Annotated in this window: 12 protein-coding genes; all 12 read left to right on the forward strand. The window is 70.7% G+C overall.

Annotated features, from left to right (window positions below; translation table 11 throughout):
- Positions 1 to 37 precede the first annotated feature (37 nt).
- The 12 genes from ACQUSR_RS25230 to ACQUSR_RS25285 all read left to right on the forward strand — a co-directional run bounded on the left by ACQUSR_RS25230 (position 38) and on the right by ACQUSR_RS25285 (position 12,712).
- A complete protein-coding gene (locus tag ACQUSR_RS25230) occupies positions 38 to 1,456 on the forward strand; it encodes a UDP-N-acetylmuramoyl-tripeptide--D-alanyl-D-alanine ligase (RefSeq protein ID WP_431044895.1) in 1,419 nt (472 codons plus the stop codon).
- Positions 1,453 to 2,517, forward strand: coding sequence for a phospho-N-acetylmuramoyl-pentapeptide-transferase (gene mraY, locus ACQUSR_RS25235; RefSeq protein ID WP_431044896.1), 1,065 nt, complete (start codon positions 1,453 to 1,455; stop codon positions 2,515 to 2,517). The genes ACQUSR_RS25230 and mraY overlap by 4 nt, the downstream gene beginning before the upstream one ends.
- A gap of 13 nt (positions 2,518 to 2,530) precedes the next feature.
- Complete coding sequence (gene murD, locus ACQUSR_RS25240; RefSeq protein ID WP_431044897.1) at positions 2,531 to 3,988, forward strand: UDP-N-acetylmuramoyl-L-alanine--D-glutamate ligase; 1,458 nt, start codon at positions 2,531 to 2,533, stop codon at positions 3,986 to 3,988.
- A 55-nt stretch (positions 3,989 to 4,043) separates the two neighbouring features.
- Positions 4,044 to 5,414, forward strand: coding sequence for a putative lipid II flippase FtsW (gene ftsW / locus ACQUSR_RS25245; protein WP_431044898.1), 1,371 nt, complete (start codon positions 4,044 to 4,046; stop codon positions 5,412 to 5,414).
- A gap of 6 nt (positions 5,415 to 5,420) precedes the next feature.
- Positions 5,421 to 6,515: an undecaprenyldiphospho-muramoylpentapeptide beta-N-acetylglucosaminyltransferase gene (murG, locus tag ACQUSR_RS25250; RefSeq protein ID WP_431044899.1), complete on the forward strand. Its 1,095-nt coding sequence runs from the start codon at positions 5,421 to 5,423 to the stop codon at positions 6,513 to 6,515.
- Positions 6,516 to 6,625: 110 nt separating this feature from the next.
- Complete coding sequence (locus tag ACQUSR_RS25255) at positions 6,626 to 7,423, forward strand: cell division protein FtsQ/DivIB (protein WP_431044900.1); 798 nt, start codon at positions 6,626 to 6,628, stop codon at positions 7,421 to 7,423.
- A gap of 284 nt (positions 7,424 to 7,707) precedes the next feature.
- Entirely contained in the window at positions 7,708 to 8,940 is a 1,233-nt protein-coding gene (gene ftsZ, locus ACQUSR_RS25260) for a cell division protein FtsZ (protein WP_431044901.1), read from the forward strand.
- A 12-nt stretch (positions 8,941 to 8,952) separates the two neighbouring features.
- The gene (gene pgeF / locus ACQUSR_RS25265) at positions 8,953 to 9,690 is read left to right on the forward strand and encodes a peptidoglycan editing factor PgeF (protein WP_431044902.1); all 738 of its coding nucleotides are present in this window, start codon (positions 8,953 to 8,955) and stop codon (positions 9,688 to 9,690) included.
- Positions 9,687 to 10,406: a YggS family pyridoxal phosphate-dependent enzyme gene (locus ACQUSR_RS25270; protein ID WP_431044903.1), complete on the forward strand. Its 720-nt coding sequence runs from the start codon at positions 9,687 to 9,689 to the stop codon at positions 10,404 to 10,406. Before pgeF ends, ACQUSR_RS25270 begins: the two co-directional genes overlap by 4 nt.
- Positions 10,407 to 10,528: 122 nt before the next feature.
- On the forward strand, positions 10,529 to 11,140 hold the full coding sequence (locus tag ACQUSR_RS25275) for a cell division protein SepF (protein ID WP_431044904.1): 612 nt from the start codon (positions 10,529 to 10,531) through the stop codon (positions 11,138 to 11,140).
- Between the two features lie 74 nt (positions 11,141 to 11,214).
- A complete protein-coding gene (locus ACQUSR_RS25280; protein ID WP_431044905.1) occupies positions 11,215 to 11,502 on the forward strand; it encodes a YggT family protein in 288 nt (95 codons plus the stop codon).
- A gap of 55 nt (positions 11,503 to 11,557) precedes the next feature.
- On the forward strand, positions 11,558 to 12,712 hold the full coding sequence (locus ACQUSR_RS25285; protein ID WP_304461217.1) for a DivIVA domain-containing protein: 1,155 nt from the start codon (positions 11,558 to 11,560) through the stop codon (positions 12,710 to 12,712).
- The last annotated feature ends 233 nt before the right edge of the window (positions 12,713 to 12,945 follow it).

A 12,945-nucleotide genomic window follows, 5' to 3' on the forward strand; every position in this document is an offset into this window, starting at 1 on the left:
CCGCCGCCAGGCAGCTCTGTACCGCCGGAGGTGACCAGTGATCGCACTGTCCCTCGCCGAGATCACCGGCATCACCGGCGGACGGCCATACGACATACCGGACCCCGAGCTGCGCGTGACGGGCCCGGTCGTGATCGACTCCCGCGAGGTACGCCCGGGCGGCCTCTTCGCGGCCTTCGTCGGGGAGCGCGTCGACGGCCACGACTACGCGCAGCGCGCCGTCGAGGCGGGCGCGGCAGCCGTGCTGGCCGCCCGCCCCGTCGGAGTCCCCGCGATCGTCGTGGACGACGTCGAACGCGCCCTCGGCGCGCTGGCCCGCGCCGTCGTCGAGCGGTTGGGCACCACCGTGGTGGCCCTCACCGGCTCGGCGGGCAAGACCAGCACCAAGGACCTGATCGCGCAGCTGCTCCAGCGGAACGCGCCCACGGTCTGGACCCCCGGCTCGCTCAACAACGAGATTGGCCTGCCGCTCACCGCGCTCCTCGCCGACGCCGGCACCAAGCACCTCGTGCTGGAGATGGGCGCCCGCGGCGTCGGCCACATCCGCTACCTCACCGAGCTCACCCCGCCGCGGATCGGCGTGGTCCTCAACGTCGGCACCGCCCACATCGGCGAGTTCGGCGGCCGCGACCAGATCGCCGAGGCCAAGGGCGAGCTGATCGAGGCGCTTCCCCCCACCGACGCGGGCGGGATCGCGGTGCTCAACGCCGACGATCCGCTCGTCCGCGCCATGCGGACCCGCACCAAGGCCCGCGTACTGCTCTTCGGCGAGGCCGAGGACGCCGACGTACGCGCCGAGAATGTCCGGCTCACTACGGAAGGTCAGCCCGCCTTCACGCTTCACACCCCCACCGGGTGCAGCGACGTGACCTTGCGCCTGTACGGTGAGCACCACGTGTCGAACGCGCTCGCCGCGGCCGCCGTCGGCCATGCGCTGGGCATGTCCGCTGGGGAGATCGCCGTGGCGCTCTCCGAGGCGGGACAGCTCTCCCGCTGGCGGATGGAGGTCACCGAGCGCGCGGACGGCGTGACGGTCGTCAACGACGCCTACAACGCGAACCCCGACTCCATGCGAGCCGCGCTGCGCGCGCTGGTCGCCATGGGCCGGTCCACCCGGGCTCAGGGGGGTCGTACGTGGGCGGTGCTGGGCCAGATGGCCGAGCTCGGCGGGGAGTCACTCGCCGAGCACGACGCGGTCGGGCGGCTGGCCGTCCGGCTCAACGTCAGCAAGCTCGTGGCGGTCGGCGGCCAGGAGGCCGCCTGGCTCGACATGGGCGCCAAGAACGAGGGTTCGTGGGGTGAGGAGTCGGTGCACGTGTCCGACGTGCAGGCGGCGGTCGATCTGTTGCGCAGCGAGCTGCGCCCGGGGGACGTCGTGCTGGTGAAGGCATCCAGGTCGGTCGGTCTGGAGCGGATCGCGCAGGCGCTGCTCGATGGTGAGGTCGCCGGGCGATGAGGCAGATCCTCTTCTCCGGAGCCATCGGGCTCTTCCTGACGCTGATCGGCACGCCTCTGCTGATCAAGCTGCTGGCCCGCAAGGGCTATGGGCAGTTCATCCGTGACGACGGTCCGCGCAGCCACGGCAGCAAGAAGGGGACGCCCACCATGGGCGGCATCTCCTTCATCCTGGCCACGATCATCGCCTACGCGCTGACGAAGGTGATCACCTCCAGTGATCCGACCTTCTCCGGTGTGCTGGTGCTCTTCCTCTTCGCGGGCATGGGCCTGGTCGGCTTCCTCGACGACTACATCAAGATCGTCAAGCAGCGGAGCCTGGGCCTGCGGGCCAAGGCGAAGATGGCCGGCCAGCTCATCGTCGGTATCGCCTTCGCGATCCTGTCCCTGAACTTCGCGGACGCCCGCAACCAGACCCCGGCCTCCGACCGGCTCTCCTTCACCCAGGACTTCGGCTGGCAGATCGGCCCGGTGATCTTCGTCATCTGGGCGCTGTTCATGATCCTGGCGATGTCCAACGGCGTGAACCTCACCGACGGTCTGGACGGCCTGGCCACCGGCGCCTCGGTGATGGTCTTCGGCGCGTACACCTTCATCGGCGTGTGGCAGTACCAGGAGAGTTGCGCCAACCAGCTCACCGCGGGCCCCGCCTGCTACGAGGTACGCGACCCGCTCGACCTGGCGGTCGTCGCCTCCGCGCTGATGGGCGCCTGCTTCGGCTTCCTGTGGTGGAACACCTCGCCCGCCAAGATCTTCATGGGCGACACCGGATCGCTCGCCCTTGGCGGCGCGCTCGCGGGTCTCGCGATCTGCTCCCGCACCGAGCTGCTGCTCGCCATCCTCGGCGGTCTCTTCGTCCTGATCACCATGTCCGTGGTCATCCAGGTCGGATCGTTCCGGCTCACCGGCCGACGGGTCTTCCGGATGGCGCCGCTCCAGCACCACTTCGAGCTCAAGGGGTGGAGCGAGGTCCTGGTGGTGGTCAGATTCTGGATCATTCAGGGTATGTGTGTGATTGTCGGACTCGGCACCTTCTACGCTGGCTGGCGGGCCACCAAGTGACGCGGGACTCCAAGTGACACGGCAGGACTTCACGGGCAAGCACGTCACCGTCGCCGGTCTCGGCGTCTCCGGGGTCCCCGCGGCACGTGTGCTGCGGGACCTCGGCGCCGAGGTCACGGTCGTCAACGACGGCGACGACGAGCGTGCGCGGGCCCAGGCGGCGGACCTCGCGGCACTGGGCGTCACCGTGCGCCTGGGCGACGGCGACACGCTCCCCGAGGGCACCGAGCTGATCGTCACCGCGCCGGGCTGGAAGCCGGACAAGCCGCTGTTCCAGGCGGCGGCCGCCGCCGGCGTCCCGGTCTGGGGCGACGTCGAGCTGGCCTGGCAGCTGCGCGACCCGGACAAGGCGGCGCCCTGGCTCGCGGTCACCGGCACCAACGGCAAGACGACCACCGTCCAGATGCTGGCGTCCATCCTGAGGGCCGCCGGGCTGCGCACCGCCGCCGTCGGCAACATCGGCGTCTCGCTGCTGGACGTCGTCCTGGGCGACGAGCCCTACGACGTGCTCGCGGTGGAGCTGTCCAGCTACCAGCTGCACTGGGCGCCCTCGGTCCGCGCGCACTCCGCCGCCGTCCTCAACCTCGCGCCGGACCACCTGGACTGGCACGGCTCCATGGCCGCCTACGCCGCCGACAAGGGCCGTATCTACGAGGGCAACCAGGTCGCCTGCGTGTACAACGCCGCCGACCCGGCCACCGAGGACCTGGTGCGCGAGGCCGACGTCGAGGAGGGCTGCCGGGCCATCGGCTTCACCCTCGGCACCCCCGGCCCGTCCCAACTCGGCATCGTCGACGGCATCCTCGTCGACCGCGCCTTCGTGCCGAACCGGCACAAGCAGGCGCAGGAGCTGGCCGAGGTCTCCGACGTCACCCCGGCCGCCCCGCACAACATCGCCAACGCCCTCGCCGCCGCCGCTCTGGCGCGCGCCTTCGGGGTGGAGCCCGCGGCCGTACGGGACGGCCTGCGCGCCTTCCGGCCGGACGCGCACCGCATCGCGCACGTCGCCGACGTCGACGGCGTCCGCTATGTGGACGATTCCAAGGCCACCAACACCCACGCCGCCCAGGCGTCGTTGGCGGCCTACGAGCCGATCGTGTGGATCGCCGGCGGTCTGGCCAAGGGCGCGACCTTCGACGACCTCGTCGTCGCCTCCGCGAAGCGGCTGCGCGGCGCCGTGCTCATCGGCGCCGACCGCGCCCTGATCGCCGAAGCGCTTCGGCGACACGCCCCGGATGTCCCGGTCGTGGACCTCGACCGGACGGACACTGGGGCGATGGCGGCGGCGGTCCGGGAAGCGGCGCGGCTCGCCAGGCCGGGGGACACGGTCCTCATGGCCCCGGCCTGCGCGTCGATGGACATGTTCGTCAACTACAACGCGCGGGGCGACGCCTTCGCCGCAGCCGTGCGCGAGCTGGCCTCCGGCTCCGAAGGCTCCGCCCAGGTTTCGCAGCGTTCGAACGAGCATTGACCCGCCGGTCCCCCCGCGAGGGCCGCTCGCGCGGGGAGCTACGGAGGGATGTGACATGACCGCTGACCGGCCCGCCACGCGGCCGCGGAAGCGTGTGACCGCCGGGCCCGCGGGGCCCGCCCGCGGCCGCCCCGCAGCGGGGTCGTCCGGGCCCCCGAGGGGCACCGCGCTCGGGGGCCTGCGGACGCTGCACACCCGTGCCAGGCGCGCGTGGGACCGGCCGCTCACCGCCTACTACGTGATCCTGGGCGCCAGTCTGCTGATCATCGTGCTCGGCCTGGTGATGGTCTACTCGGCCTCCCAGATCAAGGCGCTGCAGTCCGGTCTGGCGCCTTCGTACTTCTTCCGCAAGCAGCTCTTCGCGGCCGCACTCGGCGGCGTCCTGATGCTGCTGGCGGCCCGTACGCCCATCAAGCTGCACCGCGCCCTCGCCTATCCGCTGCTGGCCGTCTCCGTCTTCCTGATGTGCATGGTCCAGGTGCCGGGGATAGGGGTCGCGGTCAACGGCAACCAGAACTGGATCTCCTTCGGCGGGCCGTTCCTGCTCCAGCCGAGCGAGTTCGGGAAGCTGGCGCTGGTGCTGTGGGGCGCCGACCTGCTGGCGCGCAAGAGGGACAAGCGGCTGCTGACCCAGTGGAAGCACCTGCTGGTCCCGCTGGTGCCCGCCGCCGGCGTGCTGATCTGCCTGATCATGATGGGCGGTGACATGGGCACGGCGATCATCGTCACCGCGATCCTGTTCGGGGTGCTGTGGCTGGCGGGCGCGCCCACCCGGCTCTTCGTCGGCGTCCTCTCCGTCGCCGCGGCCATCGGGATCCTGCTGATCAAGTCCAGCGCCAACCGGATGTCGAGGCTGGCCTGCATCGGTGCCACCGATCCGGGGCCCAATGATCAGTGCTGGCAGGCCGTGCACGGGATCTACGCTTTGGCCAATGGCGGATGGTTCGGTTCCGGACTGGGCGCGAGCATGGAAAAATGGGGCGAACTCCCTGAACCACACACCGACTTCATCTTCGCCATTACCGGGGAGGAACTCGGCCTGGCGGGGACACTGTCGGTGCTCGCCCTCTTCGCGGCTCTAGGCTATGCGGGTATCCGCGTGGCCGGACGCACGGAGGACCCCTTCGTGAGGTACGCCGCGGGAGGTGTGACCACCTGGGTCACGGCGCAGGCCGTGGTCAATATCGGTGCGGTGCTCGGTCTGCTGCCGATCGCCGGGGTCCCGCTCCCGCTGTTCTCCTACGGAGGGTCCGCCCTGCTGCCGACCATGTTCGCCATCGGTCTGCTCATCGCCTTCGCGCGTGCGGAGCCCGGTGCCCGAGCGGCGTTGGCCATGCGGCAGCCTGTCTTCGGCAGGAAGCGGGCTGGGGTGAGATGGAAGACGATGAGACGGCGCGTCAAGAAGCTGCCGTCCGGAGAGCGGTGAATTTCGGTGCATGTCGTACTCGCCGGTGGGGGGACCGCCGGCCACATCGAGCCCGCGCTCGCCCTCGCGGACGCCCTGCGCAGGCAGGACCCGACCATGGGGATCACGGCGCTCGGCACGGAGCGGGGGCTCGAGACGCGGCTCGTACCCGAGCGGGGCTACGAGCTCGGACTCATCCCGGCCGTACCGCTGCCCCGTAAACCCACGCCCGAGCTGATCACCGTCCCCGGGCGGCTGCGCGGCACGATCAAGGCCGCCGAGCAGATCCTGGAGCGCACCAAGGCGGACTGCGTCGTCGGGTTCGGCGGCTATGTCGCGCTGCCCGGCTATCTGGCCGCCAAGCGGCTCGGGGTGCCGATCATCGTGCACGAGGCCAACGCCCGGCCCGGCCTGGCCAACAAGATCGGCTCCCGTTACGCGAAGTTCGTGGCGGTCAGCACGCCGGACAGCAAGCTGCGCAACGCGCGGTACATCGGCATCCCGCTGCGCCGCTCCATCGCCACGCTCGACCGGGCGGCGGTCCGGCCGGAGGCGCGCGCGGCCTTCGGGCTCGACCCCAACCTGCCGACGCTGCTGGTCTCCGGCGGCTCGCAGGGCGCGCGCAGGCTGAACGAGGTGGTCCAGACGGTCGCCCCGTTCCTGCAGCGCGCCGGGATCCAGATCCTGCACGCGGTCGGCCCGAAGAACGAACTGCCGCGCGCGGACAACATGCCCGGAATGCCGCCGTATATCCCGGTATCGTACGTGGACCGTATGGACCTCGCGTACGCCGCGGCGGACATGATGCTCTGCCGCGCGGGCGCGATGACCGTCGCCGAACTCTCCGCCGTCGGACTGCCGGCCGCCTACGTTCCGCTGCCGATCGGCAACGGAGAGCAGCGGCTCAACGCCCAGCCGGTGGTGAAGGCCGGCGGTGGCCTGCTGGTCGACGACGCCGAGCTCACGCCCGAGTGGGTCCAGGGCAATGTGCTCCCGGTGCTCTCCGACCCGCACCGGCTGTACGAGATGTCGCGGCGCGCCGCCGAATTCGGCCGCCGGGACGCCGACGAACTGCTCGTCGGCATGGTGTACGAGGCGATCGCCGCACGCCGCCAGGGGTGAGCGGGCAGGCGCGCCGCCACGGATGCCGCGCGGCGGAAGCCGCGTATTGACGCTGTGTTCCGCCCCGGGGGTGTCCCCCGGGGCGGTGCCGCCGGAAGGAGACGCGGAGCGTGGCCGGACCGACGACCGCCCAGCGCGGTGCCCGAAAGACGGCGCCGTCCCGCCCGCCCCGACGGGTACCGAGGCTCCGGTTCCGCCTCCCCGGCCGCCGCACCGTGCTGCTGACCCTGGTGGCCGCCGTGCTGGTCGGTGGGGCCGGTACGTGGGTGCTCTACGGTTCGAGCTGGCTGCGGGCCGAGCGGGTGAATGTGCGCGGCACCGAAGTCCTGACAGCCGGTGAGGTCGAGAAGGCCGCGGCCGTACCGCTGGACTCCCCGCTGATCTCGGTGGACACCGACGCCATCGAACGCAGATTGCGCGCGCGGCTGCCGAGGATCGCCGATGTGCGCGCCTCCCGTTCATGGCCGCACACCATCAGTCTCGAAGTGGTCGAGCGGAAGCCTGAAGTGGCGCTGCGAACGAACGGAAAGTTCGTCGAAGTGGACGCGGACGGCGTGCGGTTCGCCACGGTCGGGCACGCCCCGAAAGGGGTTCCCCTGCTCGAAATGGACATTGCCCCATCGCCGAGTTCCCGCCGTTTCGGCGCCGACCGGCTGCGCCGCGAAGGCGCCCGGGTCGCGGCGGCTCTTCCCGCGCCGGTCCACCGCGACACTCGCGCCATCCGCGTCCGCTCCTTCGATTCCATTACGGTGGAGTTGACGGGTGGCCGTACGGTGATGTGGGGCAGCGGCGAACGGGGCGAGCAGAAGGCGGCCGCGCTCACCGCACTGCTGAAAGCGGTGCCCGACGCGGCGCACTTCGACGTCAGTGCGCCCGGTGCCCCGGCGGTGTCCGGTCAGTTGACGTAGTCGTATCGGACATCGGGCCAGGTCCGGCACCCTGGTTGGCTACCCTCAGGGGTGATCACATAGGGTGAAAAGAAAAACGGGAGGTTCGGCGTGTTCATTGAACACGCACCACTTGTCGACTTAGTGTCCTGTTCCGAAGAACCCAGAGGACAGCGGCACTAGTAACCCTAAACTTCACCGTTAGGGTTGGGGTCGGCCAAGAGGACCACCCCATTCGGCATCCGTCGGCGCACCGCAGCAACTGCGGGGTGGCGACACGTAAATCGAGGCGAGAGGCCTTCGACGTGGCAGCACCGCAGAACTACCTCGCAGTCATCAAGGTCGTCGGCATCGGCGGCGGTGGCGTGAACGCCATCAACCGGATGATCGAGGTCGGGCTCAAGGGCGTCGAGTTCATCGCGATCAACACCGATGCGCAGGCCCTGCTGATGAGCGACGCCGACGTCAAGCTCGACGTAGGCCGGGAGCTCACCCGCGGCCTCGGCGCCGGCGCCAACCCCGATGTCGGCCGCAAGGCCGCCGAGGACCACCGCGAGGAGATCGAAGAGGTCCTCAAGGGGGCCGACATGGTCTTCGTCACCGCGGGCGAGGGCGGCGGCACCGGCACGGGCGGCGCGCCCGTCGTCGCCAACATCGCCCGCTCGCTGGGCGCCCTGACGATCGGTGTGGTCACCCGCCCGTTCACCTTCGAGGGGCGCCGCCGGGCGAACCAGGCGGAGGACGGCATCGCGCAGCTGCGCGACGAGGTCGACACCCTCATCGTGATCCCGAACGACCGACTGCTGTCGATCTCGGACCGCCAGGTCAGCGTGCTCGACGCGTTCAAGTCCGCGGACCAGGTGCTGCTCTCGGGTGTCCAGGGCATCACCGACCTGATCACCACCCCGGGCCTGATCAACCTGGACTTCGCGGACGTCAAGTCCGTGATGTCCGAGGCGGGCTCGGCGCTCATGGGCATCGGCTCGGCGCGCGGCGACGACCGCGCGGTGGCCGCGGCAGAGATGGCGATCTCCTCGCCGCTGCTGGAGGCATCCATCGACGGCGCCCGCGGCGTGCTGCTGTCCATCTCCGGCGGCTCCGACCTCGGCCTGTTCGAGATCAACGAGGCCGCCCAGCTGGTCAGCGAGGCCGCCCACCCCGAGGCGAACATCATCTTCGGCGCCGTGATCGACGACGCGCTCGGCGACGAGGTCCGGGTCACGGTCATCGCGGCGGGCTTCGACGGCGGCCAGCCGCCGGCGAAGAACCGCGAGAACCGCGACAAGGTGCTGGGTGCGTACAGCAGCCGGGACGACTCCGCCGGCACCGCCGGGCGCGCGTCCGTTCCCGCCGAGCCCAGCCGTCCGTCCTTCGGCGGACTGGGCAGCGTCACCCAGCGGGATGAGGAGCCGAACCCCGAGCCCGCCGCGGTCGCGGAGGTCCCGCCGCCCCCGGTGAGCTCACCGCAGGTCCCGCCGGCCCGTCCGTACCAGGACAGCACGGCCGAGGAGCTGGACGTTCCGGACTTCCTGAAGTAAGCCCCGCCGGAAGTGATAGGACAACAGCACGACGCGAGCGGCGCGCACTTCGCCTTCACCGACCGGTGGGGCGGGGTGAGCGCCGCTCCGTATGACACGCTCAACCTCGGCGGCGCGGTCGGCGACGACCCGGCGGCCGTCCGGACCAACCGCGAGCGGGCCGCCCGGGCACTCGGCCTCGAACCCGGCGCCGTCGTCTGGATGAACCAGGTCCACGGCCGGGACGTCGCGGTGGTCGACGGCCCCTGGGCCGGCGACGAGGTGCCCGCGGTGGACGCGGTGGTGACGACGCGCCGCGGGCTCGCGCTCGCCGTCCTCACCGCCGACTGCACACCGGTGCTGCTGGCCGACCCGGTCGCCGGCGTCGTCGGGGCCGCGCACGCGGGACGGCCCGGCCTGGTCGCCGGGGTGGTTCCGGCGACCGTGGAGGCGATGCTGGCGCTGGGGGCCGAGCCGGGGCGGATCCTGGCGCGCACCGGCCCCTCGGTCTGCGGACGCTGCTACGAGGTCCCGGAGGCGATGCGGGACGCGGTCGCCGAAGTGGTGCCGGAAGCGTGGTCGCGCACCGTCTGGGGAACCGCGGCGGTCGATGTGGCCGCGGGGGTTACCGCCCAACTTGCCCGTTCTGGCGTGGGAATCGGTGGACATTCTCACATCTGCACGCTGGAATCGGCAGATCACTTCTCGTACCGGCGCGACCGCACGACAGGGCGGCTCGCGAGCTATGTCTGGTTGGACGCAGAGCTGTGACGGATCGCAAGACCGAACTGGCCGGCAACCTGGCCCGGGTGGAGGATCGGATCTCGGCCGCCTGTGCCGCGGCCGGCCGCCCCCGGCAGGATGTGACCCTGATCGTGGTCACCAAGACCTATCCCGCGAGCGACGTCCGGCTGCTCGCGGATCTGGGCGTGCGGCACGTGGCCGAAAATCGCGACCAGGACGCGGCCCCGAAAGCGGCCGAATGCGCGGATCTGCCGCTGAGTTGGCACTTTGTCGGCCAACTTCAGACGAATAAGGTACGTTCCGTGGCGAGTTATGCCGATGTGGTGCAGTCCGTCGACCGGAAGCGACTGGTCGACGCGCTGTCCGCGGCGGCGGTCCGGGGCGGCCGGGAGCTGGGCTGCCTCATCCAGGTCGCGTTCGACGCCGAGTCGGGTGGACGGTCGGGACGGGGCGGTGTCGCGCCGGACGGCGTGGCCGAGCTGGCCGACGCCGTCGCCGAGGCCCAAGGGCTGCGTCTGCAAGGGCTGATGGCGGTCGCGCCGCTCGTCGGCCCTTACGCGGACAGACCCGGGGCCGCGTTCGACCGGCTGATGGAAATCTCATCCAGCCTGCGCGCGGTCCATCCTGCTGCCACCATGGTCTCCGCCGGAATGAGCACGGACCTTGAGGACGCGGTGGCGGCCGGAGCGACACATGTGCGCGTCGGTACGGCGGTACTCGGAGTCCGACCTCGGCTCCGGTAACGTCGCCAAGAAGTCGGACCACAGCAGAAAATATGGTCAATTCCCGCCAAGGCGGGCAGGCCACGTGGATCCACGGCACCCGGTGGCGGAGCCGATCCACCACAGAGCGGAGGACGCAGAGAATGGCCGGCGCGATGCGCAAGATGGCGGTCTACCTCGGCCTCGTGGAGGACGATGGGTACGACGGCCGGGGGTTCGACCCCGACGACGAGTTCGAGCCCGAACCGGAGCCCGAGCGGGACCGCAGGCGGCATCAAACCACCCCCGAGCCCCGGCCGGAGAGGGGCGAACCGGTACGAGTCGTCCACCCGCCGGCACAGCGCGAACCCGCTCCGCTCGTAGCGGAAAGCGGACGACCCGCCCGAATCGCCCCCGTGGCGTCCATCACACCTGAACGCCAGAACCTGGAGAAGAACGCGCCGGTGATCATGCCCAAAGTTGTGTCCGAGCGGGAGCCTTACCGCATCACGACACTGCACCCCCGGACCTACAACGAGGCCCGTACCATCGGGGAACACTTCCGTGAGGGCACTCCGGTGATCATGAATCTGACGGAGATGGACGACACCGACGCGAAGCGACTTGTCGACTTTGCCGCCGGTCTCGTCTTCGGCCTCCACGGGAGTATTGAACGGGTGACTCAGAAGGTGTTCCTGTTGTCGCCTGCTAACGTCGATGTCACGGCGGAGGACAAGGCCCGTATCGCAGAGGGCGGGTTCTTCAATCAGAGCTGAGACGCAACACCGGTAGCACCGAGTCAGACAGCGGCCGCGAGGCCGGGTACGAACAGGGGAGAGGGACCCGCGGGATGGACATCGCACTTCAGGTGATCTACATCGCGCTGTACTGCTTCCTGATCGTGCTCATCTTCCGGTTGGTCATGGACTACGTCTTCCAGTTCGCCCGCTCGTGGCAACCCGGTAAGGCGATGGTGGTCGTCCTTGAGGCCACCTACACTGTCACCGATCCGCCACTCAAGCTTCTGCGGCGGTTCATCCCGCCGCTGCGTCTCGGGGGCGTGGCGCTCGACCTGTCCTTCTTCGTGCTGATGATCATTGTCTATGTCCTGATCAACTTCGTGGGTAATGCGAGGTAGGCGTGGACGATGCGGTCTTGCCGATTGCCGATGACTACGTTGAGGTGAAGAAGAGATGCCGTTGACCCCCGAGGACGTGCGGAACAAGCAGTTCACGACCGTCCGCCTCCGAGAAGGCTATGACGAGGACGAGGTCGATGCCTTCCTCGATGAGGTCGAAGCCGAACTGACCCGGCTGCTGCGGGAGAACGAGGATCTGCGGGCCAAGCTGGCTGCCGCGACCCGGGCCGCCGCGCAGAACCAGCAGCAAGGCATGCGTAAACCTCCTGAGCAACAGGAGCGGCCGGGCGCCCCGGTGCCCGCCGCCATATCGGGCCCGCAGCCGGTGCCGCCGCAGCAGCAGCAGATGGGCGGTCCGCCCCAGCTGCCGGGTGGTGCACCTCAGCTGCCTGCCGGTCCTGGCGGCCACGGCCCGCAGGGACCGCACGGTCCGGGCCCGATGGGCGGTCCGATGGGCCCCGGCCCGATGGGACAGAACGGTCCTATGGGTCAGGGTGGGCCTATGGGGCAGAACGGCCCCATGGGACAGGGTGGCCCGATGGGCCAGGGCGGTCCGATGGGCGGCCCCGGTGGCCCCGGTCCGCAGCTCCCGCAGCAGGGTCCTGGCGGCGACAGCGCCGCCCGTGTGCTCTCGCTCGCGCAGCAGACCGCTGACCAGGCGATCGCGGAGGCCCGTTCCGAGGCCAACAAGATCGTCGGTGAGGCCCGCAGCCGCGCCGAGGGCCTGGAGCGCGACGCGCGCGCCAAGGCGGACGCGCTGGAGCGGGACGCGCAGGAGAAGCACCGCGTGGCGATGGGCTCGCTGGAGTCCGCGCGCGCCACGCTGGAGCGCAAGGTCGAGGACCTGCGCGGCTTCGAGCGCGAGTACCGCACGCGTCTGAAGTCTTACCTGGAGAGCCAGCTCCGTCAGCTGGAGAACCAGGCCGACGACTCGCTGGCCCCGCCGCGCACCCCGGCGACCGCCTCGCTGCCGCCGTCCCCGTCGATGGCCTCCGCGGGCGCGAGCCCCATGGGCGGCCACACGATGGGCGGCAACCAGTCCATGGGCGGCCACACGCAGGGCGGCAACGGCCCGTCCTACGGCGGCCAGCAGCAGATGTCCCCGGCGATGACGCAGCCGATGGCGCCGGTGCGGCCGCAGGGCCCGCAGCCGATGCAGCAGGCGCCGAGCCCGATGCGGGGCTTCCTGATCGACGAGGACGACAACTGATCGCTGGACGCGGCGCCGCTCGGCGCTGAGCCGTCATGATCAAACGGGCTGGGCCCCTGGGGATTCCCCAGGGGCCCAGCCCGTTGTCGTGCGCGCCGTCGGCGAACCAACCAGGAGGGTGCGGGCGCCCCCGGCCCCGGGGGCGCAGCCCGCAGCAGCTGCCTGGCGGCCAGCGCCCCAGAGTCCGGCGAGGTGCCCGGGGGCGAGCCCCCCCCACACGGCGGATCCACATA

Origin of the sequence: Streptomyces sp. P1-3 (genome assembly GCF_050613155.1) — a bacterium.
In the GTDB taxonomy this organism is placed as follows: domain Bacteria; phylum Actinomycetota; class Actinomycetes; order Streptomycetales; family Streptomycetaceae; genus Streptomyces.